This window comes from Anaerotruncus colihominis (genome assembly GCF_010206195.1).
Lineage (GTDB): Bacteria > Bacillota > Clostridia > Oscillospirales > Ruminococcaceae > Anaerotruncus > Anaerotruncus colihominis_A.
Genome location: NZ_VIQT01000021.1, coordinates 132,821 through 151,013, shown reverse-complemented (window position 1 = coordinate 151,013; position 18,193 = coordinate 132,821). Strand labels below are relative to the sequence as shown.

General features: G+C 56.9%; 29 protein-coding genes. All 29 read left to right on the top strand.

Features of this window, described 5'->3' with window-relative positions:
* Positions 1–80 precede the first annotated feature (80 nt).
* Entirely contained in the window at positions 81–1,316 is a 1,236-nt protein-coding gene (fabF, locus tag FMM72_RS15080) for a beta-ketoacyl-ACP synthase II (RefSeq protein WP_160209736.1), read from the top strand.
* A 40-nt stretch (positions 1,317–1,356) separates the two neighbouring features.
* Positions 1,357–1,788, top strand: a complete 432-nt coding sequence (gene fabZ, locus FMM72_RS15075) for a 3-hydroxyacyl-ACP dehydratase FabZ (RefSeq protein ID WP_160209737.1) — start codon at positions 1,357–1,359, stop codon at positions 1,786–1,788.
* 206 nt (positions 1,789–1,994) lie between these two features.
* On the top strand, positions 1,995–2,222 hold the full coding sequence (locus tag FMM72_RS15070) for an acyl carrier protein (protein ID WP_024729485.1): 228 nt from the start codon (positions 1,995–1,997) through the stop codon (positions 2,220–2,222).
* A gap of 735 nt (positions 2,223–2,957) precedes the next feature.
* Positions 2,958–3,665, top strand: coding sequence for a Bax inhibitor-1/YccA family protein (locus FMM72_RS15065; RefSeq protein WP_162221883.1), 708 nt, complete (start codon positions 2,958–2,960; stop codon positions 3,663–3,665).
* Positions 3,666–3,696: 31 nt separating this feature from the next.
* Positions 3,697–5,133 (top strand): proline--tRNA ligase, encoded by a 1,437-nt coding sequence (gene proS / locus FMM72_RS15060; RefSeq protein WP_162221882.1) that lies wholly within the window; start codon positions 3,697–3,699, stop codon positions 5,131–5,133.
* An 814-nt stretch (positions 5,134–5,947) separates the two neighbouring features.
* Positions 5,948–6,523, top strand: a complete 576-nt coding sequence (locus FMM72_RS15055) for a hypothetical protein (RefSeq protein ID WP_162221881.1) — start codon at positions 5,948–5,950, stop codon at positions 6,521–6,523.
* A 469-nt stretch (positions 6,524–6,992) separates the two neighbouring features.
* Positions 6,993–7,304, top strand: coding sequence for a 30S ribosomal protein S10 (gene rpsJ, locus FMM72_RS15050; RefSeq protein WP_006873286.1), 312 nt, complete (start codon positions 6,993–6,995; stop codon positions 7,302–7,304).
* Positions 7,305–7,390: 86 nt separating this feature from the next.
* Positions 7,391–8,023 carry a 50S ribosomal protein L3 gene (gene rplC / locus FMM72_RS15045; RefSeq protein ID WP_006873285.1) on the top strand — a complete coding sequence of 211 codons (633 nt, stop codon included), beginning with the start codon at positions 7,391–7,393 and terminating at the stop codon, positions 8,021–8,023.
* Between the two features lie 19 nt (positions 8,024–8,042).
* On the top strand, positions 8,043–8,666 hold the full coding sequence (rplD, locus tag FMM72_RS15040; RefSeq protein ID WP_160209741.1) for a 50S ribosomal protein L4: 624 nt from the start codon (positions 8,043–8,045) through the stop codon (positions 8,664–8,666).
* Positions 8,666–8,962 carry a 50S ribosomal protein L23 gene (rplW, locus tag FMM72_RS15035; protein WP_006873283.1) on the top strand — a complete coding sequence of 99 codons (297 nt, stop codon included), beginning with the start codon at positions 8,666–8,668 and terminating at the stop codon, positions 8,960–8,962. Before rplD ends, rplW begins: the two co-directional genes overlap by 1 nt.
* 136 nt (positions 8,963–9,098) lie before the next feature.
* Positions 9,099–9,932 carry a 50S ribosomal protein L2 gene (gene rplB / locus FMM72_RS15030; RefSeq protein ID WP_006873282.1) on the top strand — a complete coding sequence of 278 codons (834 nt, stop codon included), beginning with the start codon at positions 9,099–9,101 and terminating at the stop codon, positions 9,930–9,932.
* Positions 9,933–9,959: 27 nt separating this feature from the next.
* Positions 9,960–10,235 carry a 30S ribosomal protein S19 gene (gene rpsS, locus FMM72_RS15025; RefSeq protein ID WP_006873281.1) on the top strand — a complete coding sequence of 92 codons (276 nt, stop codon included), beginning with the start codon at positions 9,960–9,962 and terminating at the stop codon, positions 10,233–10,235.
* A 27-nt stretch (positions 10,236–10,262) separates the two neighbouring features.
* A complete protein-coding gene (gene rplV / locus FMM72_RS15020; protein ID WP_006873280.1) occupies positions 10,263–10,598 on the top strand; it encodes a 50S ribosomal protein L22 in 336 nt (111 codons plus the stop codon).
* Positions 10,599–10,619: 21 nt separating this feature from the next.
* Positions 10,620–11,309, top strand: a complete 690-nt coding sequence (gene rpsC, locus FMM72_RS15015; RefSeq protein ID WP_006873279.1) for a 30S ribosomal protein S3 — start codon at positions 10,620–10,622, stop codon at positions 11,307–11,309.
* Positions 11,309–11,740, top strand: a complete 432-nt coding sequence (gene rplP, locus FMM72_RS15010; protein WP_006873278.1) for a 50S ribosomal protein L16 — start codon at positions 11,309–11,311, stop codon at positions 11,738–11,740. The genes rpsC and rplP overlap by 1 nt, the downstream gene beginning before the upstream one ends.
* Positions 11,740–11,940, top strand: coding sequence for a 50S ribosomal protein L29 (gene rpmC / locus FMM72_RS15005; protein WP_006873277.1), 201 nt, complete (start codon positions 11,740–11,742; stop codon positions 11,938–11,940). Before rplP ends, rpmC begins: the two co-directional genes overlap by 1 nt.
* A gap of 21 nt (positions 11,941–11,961) precedes the next feature.
* Positions 11,962–12,219, top strand: coding sequence for a 30S ribosomal protein S17 (gene rpsQ, locus FMM72_RS15000; RefSeq protein ID WP_006873276.1), 258 nt, complete (start codon positions 11,962–11,964; stop codon positions 12,217–12,219).
* A gap of 33 nt (positions 12,220–12,252) precedes the next feature.
* Positions 12,253–12,621: a 50S ribosomal protein L14 gene (gene rplN, locus FMM72_RS14995; protein ID WP_024729488.1), complete on the top strand. Its 369-nt coding sequence runs from the start codon at positions 12,253–12,255 to the stop codon at positions 12,619–12,621.
* Positions 12,622–12,637: 16 nt separating this feature from the next.
* On the top strand, positions 12,638–12,961 hold the full coding sequence (rplX, locus tag FMM72_RS14990) for a 50S ribosomal protein L24 (RefSeq protein WP_180322943.1): 324 nt from the start codon (positions 12,638–12,640) through the stop codon (positions 12,959–12,961).
* 16 nt (positions 12,962–12,977) lie between these two features.
* Entirely contained in the window at positions 12,978–13,517 is a 540-nt protein-coding gene (gene rplE, locus FMM72_RS14985) for a 50S ribosomal protein L5 (RefSeq protein WP_024729490.1), read from the top strand.
* Positions 13,518–13,529: 12 nt separating this feature from the next.
* Positions 13,530–13,715 (top strand): type Z 30S ribosomal protein S14, encoded by a 186-nt coding sequence (locus FMM72_RS14980; RefSeq protein WP_160209744.1) that lies wholly within the window; start codon positions 13,530–13,532, stop codon positions 13,713–13,715.
* Between the two features lie 32 nt (positions 13,716–13,747).
* On the top strand, positions 13,748–14,146 hold the full coding sequence (gene rpsH, locus FMM72_RS14975) for a 30S ribosomal protein S8 (protein WP_160209745.1): 399 nt from the start codon (positions 13,748–13,750) through the stop codon (positions 14,144–14,146).
* Positions 14,147–14,159: 13 nt separating this feature from the next.
* On the top strand, positions 14,160–14,705 hold the full coding sequence (gene rplF, locus FMM72_RS14970; RefSeq protein ID WP_160209746.1) for a 50S ribosomal protein L6: 546 nt from the start codon (positions 14,160–14,162) through the stop codon (positions 14,703–14,705).
* A gap of 15 nt (positions 14,706–14,720) precedes the next feature.
* On the top strand, positions 14,721–15,080 hold the full coding sequence (gene rplR / locus FMM72_RS14965; protein ID WP_160209747.1) for a 50S ribosomal protein L18: 360 nt from the start codon (positions 14,721–14,723) through the stop codon (positions 15,078–15,080).
* 16 nt (positions 15,081–15,096) lie between these two features.
* Positions 15,097–15,597: a 30S ribosomal protein S5 gene (gene rpsE, locus FMM72_RS14960; protein ID WP_024729492.1), complete on the top strand. Its 501-nt coding sequence runs from the start codon at positions 15,097–15,099 to the stop codon at positions 15,595–15,597.
* Positions 15,598–15,612: 15 nt separating this feature from the next.
* Complete coding sequence (rpmD, locus tag FMM72_RS14955) at positions 15,613–15,792, top strand: 50S ribosomal protein L30 (protein WP_160209748.1); 180 nt, start codon at positions 15,613–15,615, stop codon at positions 15,790–15,792.
* Between the two features lie 17 nt (positions 15,793–15,809).
* Complete coding sequence (gene rplO, locus FMM72_RS14950) at positions 15,810–16,247, top strand: 50S ribosomal protein L15 (protein ID WP_160209749.1); 438 nt, start codon at positions 15,810–15,812, stop codon at positions 16,245–16,247.
* Between the two features lie 2 nt (positions 16,248–16,249).
* The gene (secY, locus tag FMM72_RS14945) at positions 16,250–17,545 is read left to right on the top strand and encodes a preprotein translocase subunit SecY (protein ID WP_160209750.1); all 1,296 of its coding nucleotides are present in this window, start codon (positions 16,250–16,252) and stop codon (positions 17,543–17,545) included.
* Between the two features lie 13 nt (positions 17,546–17,558).
* Positions 17,559–18,191 (top strand): adenylate kinase, encoded by a 633-nt coding sequence (locus FMM72_RS14940; RefSeq protein WP_162221880.1) that lies wholly within the window; start codon positions 17,559–17,561, stop codon positions 18,189–18,191.
* The last annotated feature ends 2 nt before the right edge of the window (positions 18,192–18,193 follow it).

Sequence of the window (18,193 nt, the reverse complement as noted above, 5' to 3'; positions counted from 1 at the left end):
GGAAAGACCCAAAATGAAGAAAAGCAGGGCCGCGCGCGGCGGGGGGAACGGCGTGCGACGGAGCTGAAAGGAGAGCGGATATGAAACGAGTGGTGATTACCTCGACAGGCGTCGTTTCGCCGGTCGGGCTGGATACAAAGACCTTCTGGGACAGTGTTGTCCACGGCAGGCACAATTTCAAGCCGATCACGTCGTTTGACACGTCGGCGCTCAAGGTGAAATGCGCCGCGCAGATCGACGATTGGGACCCGGTTGCGATGGGGCTGAATAAGAAGGAAGCGCGCCGTATGGACCGCTTCACGCAGTTTGCAATGGCTGCGGCCAAGCAGGTTATGGACGGCGCGGGCGAATTGGGGGAATTTGACCCCTTTCGCGCGGGCGTGATTGTCGGCAGCGGCATCGGCGGGTTCCAGACGACGCTGGTTGAGCACAAAAAATTCCTTGAGAAAGGGCCGGACCGCGTATCCGTATTTATGATCCCGATGATGATCTGTAATATGGCCGCGGGACAGATTGCGATTGAATATGGGTTTAAGGGCGATAACTTCGCCGTTGTGACCGCATGCGCCACGGGTAACCACTCGATCGGCGAGGCGTTCCGAAAGATCAAATACGGCTATCTTGATTTAGCAATTGCCGGAGGCACGGAAGCGCCGATCAACGATGTTGCGATCGCGGGCTTTTACAATATGCAGGCGCTTTCCGACACGACCGATTGCGACCGGCTGTGCATCCCGTTTGATAAGGAGCGTAACGGCTTTGTCATGAGCGAGGGCGCGGGGCTTGTGATGCTCGAGGAGCTTGAGCGCGCGAAAAAGCGCGGCGCGTCGATCCTTGCGGAGGTCGTCGGCTACGGCGCGACGGACGACGCCTATCATATCACCGGACCGGATCCCGAGGGCATGGGCGCGGCGATGGCTATGAAAAACGCGCTGGCCGACGCGGGCGTCGCGCCCGGGCAGGTCGCCTATATCAACGCGCACGGCACCTCCACGCCGCTCAACGAGCAGATCGAGACGCGCGCGATCAAGACCGCTTTCGGCGATCATGCCTACAAGCTGGCCGTCAGTTCCACAAAATCCGTCACCGGCCACATGCTCGGTGCGGCCGGCGGCGTCGAGGCCATTATAACGGCATTTGCGCTGCACAACGGCGTGATACCGCCGACAATTGGCTACAAGGTGCCTGATGAGGACTGCGATCTCGATTATGTCACCGAGGGCGCGCGCCGCGTTGATTTTGAATATGCGATGTCCAATTCGCTTGGGTTCGGCGGGCACAATGCGAGCCTGCTGCTGAAAAAATACGAAGGCTGAACAGGCCTGTAATCATGACGTTAAGGCAGGAGGCATACAAATGGCGTTGCTTGATAAAAATCAGATTATGGAAATCATCCCGCACCGCGATCCGTTTTTGCTGATCGACGAGGTGGAGGAGCTTGAAATCGGAAAACGCGTCGTAGCAAAAAAGTTCATCGCGCCGGATTCATTCTGGTTCCGGGGGCACTTTCCCGAGCATCCGGTTACGCCGGGCGTGCTGATTATTGAAATGCTCGCGCAGGCGGGCGCGGTCTGCGCGCTGGCTCTGCCGGAGAACAAGGGCAAGATCGCATTTTTTGCCGGTATTGACAAGGCGAAATTCCGCCGCCAGGTGCTCCCGGGCGACACGCTGCGGCTGGAGGTGGAAATGCTCAAGATGCGCGGCAGCTTCGGAGTCGGAAAAGCCGTCGCCACGGTCGACGGCGAGCGCGCGGTGACGGCCGAAATCACGTTTGCACTTGGCAAATAGCAAGCGCGGCGCAGATTCCTTGTGCACGCCCGCCAGATTGGCCGGCTGGGGAGATATAAATTTATGTATAAATACCTATTGCCAAACCGTGGCAAAACAGGTATGATAAAATTCGTCGGAAACGGGACGGCGCGCGGCGCGCCGCTCCATGCATCTGAAATAAAGATTTTTATAATTCAAAAAGTATGTTCAGGAGGCTGCTAATTATGGTATTCGAAAAAGTAAGGGAAATTTTGGTTGATCAGCTCGATGTGGATGAGGACGCCGTCACAATGGAAGCCAGCATCCAAAACGATCTGGGCGCCGATTCGCTCGACATCGTCGATCTTGTGATGTCGCTCGAGGAGGAGTTCGACTGCGAGATCCCCGACGAGGAGATTGAAAACATCAAGACTGTCGGCGACATTGTCAAGTACATCGAGGACCATCAGTAAGGCGTTTGTATAAAAGCCCCCGCAGCGGCGGGGGCTTTTGCATACGAAAAATGTCTCATGGCGCGCTCCCTTTTCAGATTGGCGCTGTTGAAAGCCGCTTTGCAAAGCCGTTCGTTAAAAAGGCCAAAGGGGGCAAGCCGCCCATTGCCGGAGGGCTGCCGATAAACTGGAATTTACTCCGTACCTCCACGAATTTGATTACAGCTATCGTCAGTCCAAGGATACTCAATTAGGCCAAATGTCACGCCATGCTTTTCGTTAATAATTTTTATAGCCTCCAGTGTAAAGCACCGCGCAAAATATAGAGCAGTGACATTTTGGTTTTTAATCTTTTTAAGAGCTTTCTCCACATTTTTACTTGTGACAGCCATTTTTTCAACAGGAAAACAAACGAATGTCACAATTCGCTCGTAATAGTTTTTATTTACCAAAGACGCATAACGCGCAGCAGATATTTTTTTAGATTACGATCATCACAGCATATTTCTTCCCGGATAACGATTTTCAATTTTGTGTTCGCCTTTCATAAAAATTCCGATTTGTTGAACCGATTATGGCACAAGGCAATTGCCATAACAATCTTTCTTTATAGAAACCGCCAAATCGATCATCCGGCAACACTTTTTTAAAAGCGACATGGCGCCGGACCGCTTGCAATTGCGGGCGTTTTCGGCTATGATAAGAGCAAAGACTTTTGCCGGCGGGACCGGCGACCGATATGGAGGGATAGATACTATGTATACGAATGGAAACGCGGATATGTCCTATGTGGAGATGCACACAAAAAGCCCGCTTTATAAGCATGTGGCCAAAACATATGCCTGGATGTTTTTAGGGCTGCTGCTCACCTTTTTGACCTGTATGGCGCTGTACGCGACAAAGCTGGTCATCGCGCTGTTTATCACATGGTGGCTGCCGTTTGCACTTTTGGTCGCAAAGCTGGCGCTTGTCGTCTTTTTGACGGCGCGCCTTCACAAAATGTCCGTCGGTGCGGCGCGGGGGATTTTTCTCGGCTTTTCCGTGCTGACCGGCGTGACGCTGTCGCCGCTGATGCTCATGTATGAGGCCGGTTCGGCTATTTTCCTGTTCGGTGTGGCCGCGCTGTTCTTCGGTGTGATGGCCGGCGCCGGCCTGATCACCAAGCGTGACGTGTCAGGCTTTGCGCCGATTGTGTTGTTCGGCCTGATCACGCTGGTGGTCATGGAGCTTGTCAGCCTGTTTATCCATATGCCGGTGCTCGATACGGCCATCTGCTTTATTGGAATCGCAATCTTCCTCGGCGTCACCACCTATGACGCGAAGAAGTGTAAGGATTATTACCACGCTTATGAGAACGACGCGCAGATGCTTGATAAGGTCTCCATCTATTCGGCGCTCAATCTCTATCTTGATTTTATCAATCTGTTTTTATATCTGTTGCGTCTGCTTGGCAAACGCAAATAATATCATTGTGTGGCGAAGGAGTTCATAACGAATGGCGGATCAGAAAAAAATGGTGGAAGCGATTACCTCGATGGACGAGGATTTCGCGAAATGGTATACAGACATTGTAAAAAAAGCCGATCTCGCGGATTATTCATCCGTGCGCGGATGTATGATTGTGCGCCCTTACGGCTGCGCGATCTGGGAAAATATTCAGCGCATCCTTGACACACGCTTCAAAGAGCTTGGGCATGAGAATGTACAGATGCCGATGTTTATCCCTGAGAGCCTGCTTCAGAAGGAAAAGGATCACGTCGAGGGCTTCGCTCCGGAGGTGGCCTGGGTGACGCACGGCGGGGAGGAAAAGCTGACGGAGCGCCTGTGTGTGCGCCCGACCTCTGAAACGCTGTTCTGCGAGCACTACGCAAAGATTATCAACTCATATCGCGACCTGCCTAAACTCTACAATCAATGGTGCTCAGTCGTCCGGTGGGAAAAGACGACGCGCCCATTTTTGCGCACCTGTGAATTCTGGTGGCAGGAAGGCCATACCATGCATGAGACGCAGCAGGAGGCGATGGAGGAGACGGAGCGGATGCTCGGCGTATACGCCGAATTCTGTGAAAATTCCCTTGCCATCCCTGTGACGAAGGGCCGCAAGACAAAAAAGGAACAGTTTGCCGGCGCGGAAGCGACCTACACAATCGAAGCGATGATGCACGACGGCAAGGCGCTTCAGTCGGGCACGTCGCATTATTTCGGGGACGGTTTTTCCCGCGCCTTCGGCATTACATTCCAGGGACGCGACAACAAGCCCCAATACCCGCATCAGACCTCGTGGGGCATGTCGACGCGCATCATCGGCGCGATCATCATGACGCATGGCGACAACGACGGCCTTGTGCTGCCGCCGGCCATCGCGCCGGTTCAGGTGGTTGTGCTGCCGATTGCGCAGCACAAGGAGGGCGTGCTCGAAGCGGCGCGCGCCGTGGCGCAGCGCCTGGGAGGCGTCTGCCGTGTGAAGATTGACGACAGCGACAACAGCGCCGGCTGGAAATTTGCCGAATATGAGATGAAGGGCGTGCCGCTCCGCCTGGAGATGGGTCCGCGCGACATTGCGGCGGGACAGTGCGTCGTTGTACGCCGCGACAACCGCGAAAAGACGGTCGTTGCGCTTGACGAGCTGGAGCAAAGGATACCCGAGCTGCTGCGCGCGGTGCACGACGGCCTTTACAACAAGGCGCTTGCCAACCGCGAGGCGCGCACCTGGACGGCAAAAACATTCGATGAGCTTAAACAGCTGGCCGTGGAGAAAACCGGCTTCATCAAGTCGATGTGGTGCGGCGACGAGGCGTGCGAACTGCGCGTCAAGGAGGAGGCGGGACTGACCTCCCGCTGTATGCCCTTCGAGCAGGAGCACATCGGCGATACCTGCCCGATCTGCGGCAAACCGGCCGTTACCAGCATCATCTGGGGCAAAGCCTATTAAGCCTCCCGCTTTTTTGAAAAAAGCTCAGCAAAAAACTTTCCGGCTTTTTTGAAAAAAGCTCAGCAAAAAACTTTCCGGCTTTTTTGAAAAAAAGCCTCAGCAAAAAACTTTAGTCGGCTGCGCCGCGAATAGTGGGGCGGGCGCTGCGTTTATACAGGCTGCGCCGCGAACAGTGGGGCGGGCGCTGCGTTTATACAGGCTGCGCCGCGAACAGTGGGGCGGGCGCTGCGTTTATACAGACTGCGCCGCGAACAGCGGGGTGGGCTGTACATAACATGATTTACGCCGCGGCGATCAAAAGTTTTCGCCCGCCTTTTTCAAAAGGCGGTGGGTGAGTCCAAGCAAAAGGCCCCGCGGGTCTTTGGCTTGGACGAGGGCAAAGCCCTGAACTTTGGGCCGCAGCCCTCATAAAAAGCGCGGCCCGCAGGCCGCAAGAGCCTGTTCAGGCGCAGGGCCTTCCGCCAGCAGGAAGCGTGACAGACGCCGTGCGGCTGGCGCGCTTCTTGCAAGCGGCAGCTTTCCGCCTCCGGCTTTTTTGAAAAAAAGCTCGGCAAAAAACTTCATACCTTTTTTGAAAAAAAGGTATGCCAAAAAACTTTAGCCGGCTGTGCCGCAAACAGTGGGGCAGGCGCTGCGTCTATACAGGCTGCGCCGCGAATAGTGGGGTGGGCGTTGCGTCTATACAGGCTGCGCCGCGAACAGCGGGGCTGGCGCTGCGTCTATACAGGCTGCGCCGCGAACAGTGGGGCAGGCGCTGCCTATCAGGGGCCGCGCCGAGGTATGGGAAACAAATTGTAAACAAGGGGGAGCATTTATGGAGAACGGGTACAAGAATACGCTTTTGAAGGTCACGGCCATTTTGCTGATCGTATCGGCGATACTCGGTGTTGTGTCGGCGGTGATGCTGGCTGCGGGCGTCGGCCGTGAAATCGGCGGAGTCGACGGCATCGGCGGTATGATGATGCAGATGGCGCTTGACGATCCCGCCTTTTTGGCTGACGCCGGCGTTTCCAGCCCGGAAGAGCTGCAACGTGTGCTTGAAACCGACGAGTTTCAGGATATCATGGGCGCGACGCTCGGCGTTGTGTACGCCATGATGATTGTAGTCGCTGCCATTGCGGCAATTCCGCGTCTGATTGCGGGTATTATGGGGCTGTCGCGCGCGTCCAGGCCGGAGAAAAGCGGATTTTTCCTTGGCTGGGGCATCACGCTTCTGGTGCTCGGCGTCATTGGAATGCTGTTCGCGGGCGGGCTTTTCTCGCTCAATGGTATGATCAGTTTTGTCGGCGGCGTGGTCCTGCCCATTCTTTACCTGGTCGGTTCCTCGCAGCTTAAAAAAGAGTTCTGGCGCAGGCATGCCGCTGGAGAGGTTGGCGGACCGGCCTTCTGATGAAACCTTCCCCGCCGGGGCGCCGCCCCGGCGGTTTTTTTAATGGCCGCACGTGCGCTGTGGCGGAGGGGCGCAGGCGTGCGCAGTCCATTGTCACAAGTGATGAAAAAAGACGAAAAAAATTTGTAAAAGCGCCGGGAAAATACTTGCAATCCGACAGGGAATATGGTATTATACTAAGGCACGACTGCACTAGATATGCGAAGATGCGGGAGGTGGCCGCCCTTGAGGCGGGGAATTTCCGCGGAGTATGTCCGATTTTAAACCGGGCGACTTTAATACTGATAAAGCGGCGCATGCACGCGTTTTGCGGGCAAGCTGTGCGCCGGGGCGGCGGTATGAAGTCCGGATAAACTTGCGGGTTTACCGGATTTTTTGTATGTCCGTCCGCGGAACACCCGGAGGGGTGTGCTGGGATTTACGGTATATGAAGCGTCGTCTAGTCAAACATTTAAGGAGGCGATCTTCAGTGGCAGTCAAGGAAAAAATCAGAATCAGGCTCAAAGGTTACGATCATCAGCTCGTCGACGCGTCGGCGGAAAAGATTGTTGAGACGGCAAAGCGCACAGGCGCGCGCGTTTCCGGTCCGATTCCGCTGCCGACCGAGAAGGAAATTGTCACCATCCTGCGCGCCGTCCATAAATACAAGGACAGCCGCGAGCAGTTCGAGATGCGCACCCATAAGCGGCTGATCGACATTCTGCGTCCGTCGAACAAGACGGTCGAGGCTCTGACGGGGCTTGAGCTTCCCGCCGGCGTCGAGATTGAAATCAAGCTCTGATTTAGGCAAACCCCGACGACGGTTTTTCGCCGTCAGGTCAAGTCGGCCAAGCGCCGACCAATAACCTTCAGGAGGTACAGAAAGGTATGCAAAAGTGCATCGTAGGCAAGAAAATCGGCATGACGCAGCTTTTTGACGAAAGCGGCAAAATGATCCCTGTGACGGTCGTTGAGGCCGGCCCGTGTGTTGTCGTTCAAAAGAAGACAACCGAAAACGACGGCTATGAAGCCGTGCAGCTCGGTTTCGGCGACATCTCCGAAAAGGCCGTCAACAAACCGCTCAAGGGCCATTTCGCCAAGGCGGGCGTCGCGCTCAAGCGCGTGCTGCGTGAATTTAGGCTCGACGACTGCTCGGCTCTGAGCGTCGGCGACATCATCAAGGCCGATACATTCGCCGTCGGCGACGCGGTCGACGTTGCGGGCGTTTCCAAAGGTAAGGGCTACGCCGGCACCATCAAGCGGTTCGGCAACCACCGCCTCAAGGAGACGCACGGTTCCGGTCCGGTTGCGCGCCACGCCGGTTCCAACGGCGCGTGCTCGTCGCCGTCAAGGGTCTTTAAGGGCAAGGGACTTCCGGGCCACATGGGCGCCGAGAACGTCACGGTTCAGAACCTCTCTATCGTAAAGATCGATGCGGAAAACAATCTCATCGCTATCAGAGGAGCAATCCCCGGCGCCAAGGGCGGCGTGGTATTTATCACGGATAGCGTCAAGGCGTAAGGGAAGGAGGATACACACAATGCCAAAGGTTCAAGTTTTTGATATGGCCGGCAAGGCCGTCAGCGAAATCGAGCTTTCCGACGCCGTTTTCGGCATTACGCCGAACCCTGTGGCCGTCCACGCGTGCGTCGTGAACTATCTGGCCAACCAGCGCCAGGGCACGCAGTCTACACTGACCCGCACCGAGGTCAGCGGCGGCGGCCGCAAGCCCTGGAGGCAGAAGGGCACCGGCCATGCGCGCCAGGGCTCCATCCGCGCGCCGCAGTGGCGCAAGGGCGGCATCGCGCTCGGCCCGAAGCCGCGCAGCTACCGCTATACGCTCAACAAGAAGCTTAAAAGGCTTGCGATCAAATCGGTCTTTTCCGATAAGGTCGCCGGCAGCAACCTGATTGTTGTCGATTCCATCGCGCTCGAGGGCTTTAGGACGAAAGCCGTCGTCGAGATGCTCAAGGCGCTCGGCGCCGATAAAAAGGCGCTTATTCTGATGCCTGAGCTTGATCGGAAGCTTGTCAAGAGCGCCGCCAACATCCCGGGCGTCAAGACGGCGCTGGTCAACACCATCAACGTCTACGACCTGGTCAACTGCGACAAGTTCATTGTCTGCAAGGACGCGGTCGCCAAACTCGAGGAGGTGTACGCGTAATGAAAGCTCCGCAGGATATCATTCTTAACCCGGTCATCACGGAAGCGTCAATGGGCAACGTGCAGCAGAAGAAGTACACCTTCCGCGTTGCCAAAGACGCCAACAAGATCGAGATTACAAAGGCTGTTGAAAGCCTGTTCCCCGGCACGAAGGTTGCGAAAGTCAACACAGTGAGCTGCCGCGGGCGCATGAAACGCATGGGCCGTACGATGGGCATGACCGCCTCGTGGAAAAAGGCGATTGTGACGCTGACCGAGGCGTCCAAGACGATCGAATTCTTCGACACCATGCTGTAAGGACCTGTAGTCATAGCCGGGGGATGCCGGACAGACGGCGACAACGACTGTGAGTACAGGTTCCAAGGGCCGCCAGGGCCCGCGTATGGGGTATCTCATATGCCCCGCTAACCAGAATTATGAGGAGTGAAACCGAATGGCTATCAAAAGCTATAAGCCGACAACGCCGTCGCGCCGCCAGATGACGGTGACCGATTACAGCGAATTGTCGAAGGTTGCACCGGAAAAGAGCCTGCTTGAGCCGCTCAAAAAGCATTCCGGACGCAATTCCAACGGCCGCATCACCGTGCGCCACCGCGGCGGCGGCAACCGCCGCAAATACCGCGTGATCGATTTTAAGCGCGACAAAACCGAGATGCCCGCCAAGGTGCTCACGCTGGAGTACGACCCCAACCGCAGCGCGCACATCGCGCTGGTGCAGTATGAGGACGGCGAAAAACGCTATATCATCGCGCCCAACGGACTCAAGGTCGGCGATACCGTCGTTGCCGGTCCGGGAGCGGACATCAAGCCGGGCAACTCCCTGCCGATGGCCAGCATCCCGACGGGTACGTTCATCCACAACATCGAGCTTTATCCCGGCAAAGGCGCGCAGCTGGCGCGTTCCGCCGGCGTCATGGCGCAGCTCATGGCCAAGGAGAACGGCTACGCGCTTGTGCGCCTGCCCTCCGGCGAGCTGCGCAACATCCCGGAGATCTGCGTGGCCACGATCGGCCAGGTCGGCAACATCGACTATGAAAACGTCAACTACGGCAAAGCCGGCCGCCGCCGCCATATGGGCTGGCGCCCGACCGTCCGCGGTTCCGTCATGAACCCCTGCGACCATCCGCACGGCGGCGGCGAGGGCAAAAGCCCGATCGGCCGTCCCGGCCCTGTCACCCCGTGGGGCAAGCCGGCGCTTGGCTACAAGACGCGCGCGACCCACAACCGTTCCGACAAGTTTATTGTCAGACGCCGCAACGCGAAGTAAGACGGGCTGAAAGGAGGCAATCGATTTATGGGTAGAAGTGTTAAAAAGGGACCGTTCGTTCAGCCCGTTCTGCTGGCCAGGGTCCAAAAGATGAACGAGAGCGGCGAGAAAAAGCAGGTCCTCAAGACCTGGAGCCGCGCTTCAACGATATTCCCGGATTTTGTCGGACACACCTTCGCGGTTCACGACGGCCGCAAGCATGTGCCGGTTTATGTGACCGAGGATATGGTCGGCCACAAGCTCGGCGAGTTCGCCCCCACCAGGACGTACCGCGGCCATGCCGGCGCGAAGAAAACAAAATAAGAGCGGCCGAAAGGAGGAACACATTCAATGGAAGCAAAAGCTTCGCTGAGACATGCGCGCATCTCGCCCCGCAAGGTGCAGATCGTGCTTGATCTGATCAGGAATAAACCCGCCGATCAGGCGATGGCGATACTCCGCCACACCCCCAAGGCCGCCTGCGAGCCGCTGTCCAAGCTGCTCAAATCGGCTATGGCCAACGCGGAGAACAACTTTAACATGGACAGGGATTCCCTGTATGTTTCGGAGTGCTATGTGACCCCGGGCCCGACGATGAAGCGCATCCGTCCCCGCGCCCAGGGCCGCGCCTTCAGGGTGCTCAAGAGGACTTCACACGTGTTCATCACCGTCAAGGAACGGGAATAAAGCTGAAAGAGGAGGTAAACTATGGGCCAAAAAGTGAATCCGCACGGCCTTCGTGTCGGTGTAATTAAGGATTGGGATTCCCGCTGGTTTGCTAAGGACGATGCTTTCGGCGATATCCTTGTCGAGGATTACAAGCTGCGCAAGTTCTTAAAGAAAACCCTGTATGACGCAGGTATCCCGAAAATTGAAATCGAGAGGGATGCGACCCGTGTGCGCATCCATGTGCATTGCTCGCGCCCGGGCATCGTAATCGGAAAGGGCGGCGCGGAGATCGAAAAGGTCCGCCGCCAGTGCGACGCGATGATCAACAAGGGCAAGGCTGACGCCGACAAGCGTCAGGTTTTCATCAATGTCGTTGAGATCAAGCAGCCCGACAAAAACGCGCAGCTCGTCGCCGAGTCGATCGCTTCGCAGCTTGAAGCGCGCGTTTCGTTCCGCCGTGCGATGAAGCAGGCCATCGGCCGCGCGATGAAGTTCGGCGCCAAGGGCATCAAGGTTGCGGTTTCCGGACGCCTGGGCGGCGCCGAAATCGCCAGAAGCGAACATTACCACGAGGGCACCATCCCGCTGCAGACCATCCGCGCGGACATCGACTACGGCTTCGCCGAGGCGAACACGACTTACGGAAGGATCGGCGTCAAGGTCTGGATCTACGCCGGCGAGGTGCTCGGGGATGCCAAGCGTCCCCGCAGGGAAGGAGGCAACAAGTAATGCTGCTGCCGAAAAGGGTTAAATACCGCAGGGTACAGCGCGGCCGCCTCAAGGGCAAGGCCATGCGCGGCAACAAGGTCACTTACGGCGACTTCGGCCTTCAGGCGCTCGAGCCGGCCTGGGTCACCTCCAATCAGATCGAGGCCGCCCGTATCGCCATGACGCGCTACATCAAGCGCGGCGGTCAGGTCTGGATCAAGATTTTCCCGGATAAGCCGATCACTGAAAAGCCGGCTGAGACCCGCATGGGTTCCGGTAAGGGCAGCCCGGAGTACTGGGTCGCCGTCGTCAAGCCCGGCCGCGTGATGTTTGAGATCGGCGGCGTGAGCGAGGAGCTGGCCCGCGAGGCCATGCGTCTGGCCGCGCATAAGCTGCCGGTAAAATGCAAATTCATTGCCAAGGAATCTGAGGAAAAGGGGAGTGACGAGTGATGAAGGCAAGCGAGATCAGAGAGCTTAGCGACAAGGAACTGGGCGAGAAGCTGCGCGACCTCAAAGCCGAGCTTTTCAACCTCCGTTTCCAGCACGCGATCAATCAGCTCGACAACCCCAAGCGTTTAAGCGACGTCAAAAAGGACATCGCGCGGGTCAAGACGCAAATTCGGGCCAACGAGCTGAAAAGCGCGCAGTAAGCGGAAGGGAGGACAAAGCAGATGAGTGAACGCAATCTCAGAAAGACACGCGTCGGCACGGTTGTCAGCGACAAGATGGACAAAACAGTCGTCGTCGCCATTCAGGACAATGTCCGGCACCCCCTTTACAAAAAGATTATCAAGCGTACCGTGAAGTTTAAAGCGCATGACGAGCAGAACGCCTGCGGCGTCGGCGACAAGGTCGAGATCATGGAGACACGCCCCCTGTCCAAGGACAAACGGTGGAGAGTGACCGCGATCATCACGAAGGCGAAATAATAGATTCAGTTTTGCTGAAAGGAGGAACGCTCTGTGATACAGATGCAGACCTATCTCAAAGTAGCCGACAATACCGGCGCCAAGGAGCTTATGTGCATCCGGGTGCTCGGCGGTTCCCGCAGGAGATACGCCAATATCGGCGATGTGGTCGTGGCTTCGGTCAAAAAGGCTGCGCCCGGCGGTCAGGTGAAAAAAGGCGACGTGGTCAAGGCGGTCATCGTCCGCTCCGCCAAAGGCGTGCGGCGCGACGACGGCACATACATCCGCTTTGACGAGAACGCGGCGGTTATCATAAGAGAAGACAAAAACCCGAGGGGCACGCGTATCTTTGGACCGGTTGCCAGGGAACTGCGCGAGAAGGAATACCTCAAGATTTTAAGCCTCGCCCCCGAGGTGCTGTAATGGAGGTGCTCAGATAGTGAAGAAGCTTCACGTGAAAAAGGGCGATACAGTCGTTGTCCTGTCCGGCAAGGACAAGGGCAAAAAGGGCAAGGTGCTTGAGGTAAGCCCCAAGGAGGGCAAGGTCATTGTGGAACGCATCAACATGGTGACCAAGCACGTCAAGCCCCGCAGGGCGGGCGACCCGGGCGGCATTGTGAAAGCCGAGGGCGCCATGTATGCATGCAAGGTGATGCTTGTGTGCCCCAAGTGCGGCAAGCCGACGCGTATCGCGCATAAGATGCTCAACGACGGCTCCAAGGAGCGCGTCTGCAAAAACCCCAAATGCGGTGAAACTTTTTAAGTAAGGAGGAGAAATCATGGCAAGACTCAAAGAACAGTACGCGAGCGAATTTGCTCCCGCGCTGATGAAGAAATTCGGCTATACCTCTGTCATGCAGATCCCCAAGCTTGATAAGGTTGTCATCAACGTCGGCTGCGGCGAGGCGCGCGATAATCCAAAGATCATCGACGCGATCGTCTCCGATCTTTCCAAGATTACGGGCCAGCGCCCGGTCATCTGCAAGGCAAAAAAGTCCGTCGCGAACTTCAAGCTGCGCGAGGGTATGAATATCGGCGCAAAGGTGACGCTGCGCGGCGAGCGCATGTATGAGTTTGTCGACCGTCTCTTTAACGTGGCCCTGCCGCGCGTGCGCGACTTCCGCGGCATCAACCCGAACGGCTTCGACGGCCGCGGCAACTACAACATGGGCCTTCGCGAGCAGCTCATCTTCCCGGAGATCGATTACGACAAGATCGACAAGGTCCGGGGCATGGACATCTGCTTTGTCACCACTGCGAAAACCGACGAGGAGTCCCGCGAGCTGCTCACGCTCATGGGCGCTCCGTTTGCCAAGTAAGGGGGAAGTATTTTGGCTAAAACATCCATGAAAATCAAGCAGCGCCGCCCGGCGAAGTTTTCTTCCCGCGAGTATACGCGCTGCAAAATCTGCGGAAGGCCACATGCTTACCTTCGCAAATTCGGCGTCTGCCGCATTTGCTTTAGGGAACTGGCGTATAAAGGGCAGATCCCGGGCGTCAGGAAGGCAAGCTGGTAAGAACAAAGCTGAGCTAAAAGGAGGTTGACGGCATGCATATCACCGATACGATCGCTGACATGCTGACACGTATCAGAAATGCAAACAATGCAAAACATGATACGGTCGATATTCCTGCTTCCAACATGAAGAAAGCAATCGCTCAGATTTTGTTGGATGAAGGATATATAAAGGGTTTCCAGGTCGTCGAAGACGGCAAGCAGGGCAACATTCGCGTTGTCCTCAAATACGGGCAGGGCAAGTCCCCGGTTATCCAGGGCCTTCGCAGGGTTTCCAAACCCGGCCTGCGCATTTATACAAGCTGTGAGGATATGCCGCGCGTGATGAAGGGACTGGGCGTCGCCATTCTGTCCACAAACAAGGGCGTTATGACCGACCGCCAGGCGCGCAAGGAAAACGTCGGCGGCGAAGTCCTCGCATTCATCTGGTAAGGGGGTACGGAAGATGAGCAGAATCGGCAGAAAACCCATCGCCGTGCCCGCGGGCGTCGATGTCAAGATCGACGGCAGCACGGTTACGGTCAAAGGACCCAAGGGCACGCTGACGCAGACCTTCCGTCCGGAGATCGGCATCAAATTTGAAAACGGCGAGATCCTTGTCACCCGTCCGAACGACGAGAAAACGGAAAAAAGCCTGCACGGGCTTACCCGGACACTGATTGCGAACATGGTCCACGGCGTGACCGAGGAATTCAAAAAAGAGCTTGAGATCAACGGCGTCGGCTACCGCGCCGCTAAGCAGGGCAAGCAGCTTGTCATGACGCTTGGTTTCTCCCATCAGGTGTTTATGGAGGATACCGCAGACGTCACCATCGACGTGCCCGCTCCCAACAAGATCATCGTCCACGGCCCCGACAAGCAGAAGGTCGGCCAGTTCGCGGCGGAAATCCGTGAGAAGCGCCCGCCCGAGCCGTATAAGGGCAAAGGCATCAAGTATATCGACGAAGTGATCATCCGCAAGGAAGGCAAAGCGGGTAAGGGCAAGAAGTAAAGGAGTGAAATCAGAATGGTAACGAAGCCTGACAAGAACATCGCCAGACTCAAACGGCATAAGAGGGTCAGGGCAAAGATCAGCGGCACGCCCGAGTGTCCGCGCCTGGATGTTTTCCGCTCCGCCAAACACATCTACGCCCAGATCATCGACGATGTCAACGGCGTCACACTGTGCTCGGCCTCCACGATGGATAAGGATTTCGAGGGCAACGGCGGCAACAAGGAAGCGGCAAAGAAAGTCGGCGCCGCGCTTGCAAAGCGCGCGGCCGACAAGGGGATCGCCGAGGTTGTGTTTGACCGCGGCGGATATATTTACCATGGGCGCGTCAAGGAGCTTGCCGAGGCGGCCCGTGAAGGCGGACTCAAATTCTGAAGAAGGAGGGATACTTTTGGCTTTGATAGATGCAGCGAATCTCGAACTGAAGGAAAGAGTTGTTTCGATCAACCGCGTTTCCAAAACGGTGAAGGGCGGTCGTATCTTTAAGTTCGCGGCCCTCGTGGTTGTCGGCGACGGCAACGGCACGGTCGGTTTCGGACTTGGCAAGGCGGGCGAGGTTCCCGACGCAATCCGCAAGGGAATTGAGGACGCCAAAAAGAACCTGCACAAGATTGCGCTCAAGGGCACGACGATCCCGCATGAGATCATCGGCGCTTACGGCGCCGGACGCGTACTGATGAAGCCCGCCCCGGAAGGTACTGGCGTCATCGCCGGCGGTCCGGTCCGTGCCGTGCTTGAGACGGCCGGCATCAAGGACATCCGTACAAAGTGCCTGCGTTCCAACAATCCCTGCAATGTCGTTTCCGCGACCATTCAGGGACTCTGCGCGCTGCGCGACGCCGAAAAGGTTGCGGCCATTCGCGGCAAATCCGTGAAGGATATTATTGGTTAAAGGAGGCTGGCGCAAATGGCACAGCTTAAAATCAAGCTCGTAAAGAGCCTTGTCGGCAGAAAAGACGACCAGATCGCCACCGCCGAATCCCTTGGGCTGCGCAAGATCGGCAGCGAGACGATCCAGCCCGACAACAGCGCGACCAAAGGCAAGATTGCGAAAATTTCCCACCTCGTCGAGGTTACGAACGCATAAAGCAAGGAGGTGCAGGTATGAAATTGCATGAACTTTCCCCGGCGCCGGGCGCCAGCAAGGACGTGTTCCGCAAGGGGCGCGGCCATGGCTCCGGCAACGGTAAGACGGCCGGCAAGGGCCACAAGGGCCAGAAAGCGCGTTCCGGCGCCAAACAGCCCGGGTTTGAAGGCGGCCAGATGCCGCTTCAGCGCCGCGTGCCGAAGCGTGGCTTTACCAACATCTTCGCCACAAAGTATACGACCGTGAATGTCGGCGCCCTCGAGCGCTTTGAGGACGGCGCGGTGGTTGACGCGCAGGCTCTGATCGATGCGGGCCTCATTAAGAAGGTCCTTGACGGCGTCAAGGTGCTCGGCAACGGCGAGCTGACAAAGAAACTGACGGTCAATTGCGCGGCTTTTTCCGCTTCCGCCAAGGAGAAGATTGAAAAGGCGGGCGGAAAGGCTGAGGTGAAGTAAACATGTTCACGACGTTAAAGAACGCCTGGCATATTGCGGAGCTGCGCAAAAAGATCTGCTATACGCTGCTGATTTTGATCCTGTTTAGGATCGGTTCGGCGGTGCCGGTGCCGTTCCTTGACTCCACGGCGCTGCAGGCGATGGTTACCGGCAGCGGCAGCCTGCTTGGATACATCGATATCCTTTCGGGCGGCGCGTTCTCCCGCGCAACTGTGTTTGCTCTGTCAATCACTCCGTATATCACCTCGTCTATCGTCATCCAGCTGCTTACGGTGGCGATCCCCGCTCTGGAGCGCCTTTCAAAGGAGGGCGAGGACGGGCGCAAAAAGATCAACAAGATCACGCGTTATGTCACCGTCGCGCTCGCGCTGCTCCAGGCGTTTGCTTATTACACCCTGCTGCGCAACCAGAGCCGTGCGGTCCTTTACCGCAGCGGTTTCGCCGGAATCTTTTCCGCGCTGGTTATCATTGCGGCCTTTACGGCCGGCGCAATGCTCGTCGTCTATATGGGCGAGCGTATTGATGAAAAGGGTATTGGAAACGGTATCTCGCTGATCCTGTTTGCCGGCATCGTCTCGCGCGGGCCGAATGCGATCAATACGCTCTGGTCGTATCTGAAGCTCGCAGCTGAGGGCGAAACGATGTACTATTTCACTGTCCCGCTGATCGTCGTGTTGTTTTTGGCGCTGATTGTCGTCATTATCATCATGACGAACGCCGAGCGCCGCATCCCGGTGCAGTACGCAAAGCGGGTCGTTGGACGCAAACTGTACGGCGGACAGTCGACCTTTATTCCGATCAAAGTCAACATGTCGGGCGTTTTGCCGATCATCTTTGCATCCTCTTTGCTGGCAATCCCTGGCACGGTTCTCGGCTTTATGCCGAATAAGACGGGCCTGGCCGGCAAAATCCTCAGCGCTTTCAATTACGATACGGCGCTGTACGCGGTCCTGTATTTTATACTGATCCTCGCCTTTAATTACTTCTATGTGGCGATTCAGTATAACCCGATTGAGATGTCGAACAACCTGCGCAACAACAACGGCACGATCCCGGGCATCCGGCCGGGCCGCCCAACCTCCGACTTTATCGCGCGCATCATTTCAAAGATCACGCTGGTCGGCGGCATCTTCCTCGCGCTCATCGCGGTCCTTCCGATCGGCGTCGGCGCGATCACAAAGATGAACATTGCGCTGGGCGGTACGTCGATCATCATTGTCGTCGGCGTCGCGCTTGATACGTTCAGGCAGCTTGAATCGCAAATGATGATGCGTCATTATAAGGGCTTCTTAGAGTAAAGGAGACGTCGATATGAAACTGATACTCCTTGGCGCTCCCGGCGCCGGCAAAGGCACCCAGGCGGAAATCATCTGTGAGCGTCTCGGCATTCCCGCGATCAGCACGGGCAACATTATCCGTGAGGCGCTCAAGAATGGGACAGAAATGGGGCTGCGTGCGAAATCCTATATGGAAAGCGGCGCGCTGGTCCCGGACGACGTGGTCATCGGCATCATTAAGGAGCGCCTTGCCGCGGATGACTGCAAAAACGGATTCATCCTTGACGGCTTCCCGCGCACCGTGCCGCAGGCCGAGGCGCTGGATCAGATGGGCGTGGAAATCGACCGTGTGATCGATATCGAGGTTGCCGACGAGGCGATCGAGCGGCGCATGTCGGGCCGCCGCGTCTGCGGTGGCTGCGGCGCGAGCTACCATCTTGACTACAAGGCCCCCAAGGCCGAGGGCGTCTGTGACAAATGCGGCGGCGGGCTGATCATCCGCAAGGACGACGAGCCTGAAACCGTCCGCGGCCGCCTGAAAACGTACCACGAACAGACTGAGCCGCTCAAGGATTTCTACGCATCCAAGGGCAAGCTGCGCATCGTGGAGGGCCAGGCGGAAGTCGCAGATACGACGAAGCTTACGCTCGCCGCCTTGGAGGCGTGACG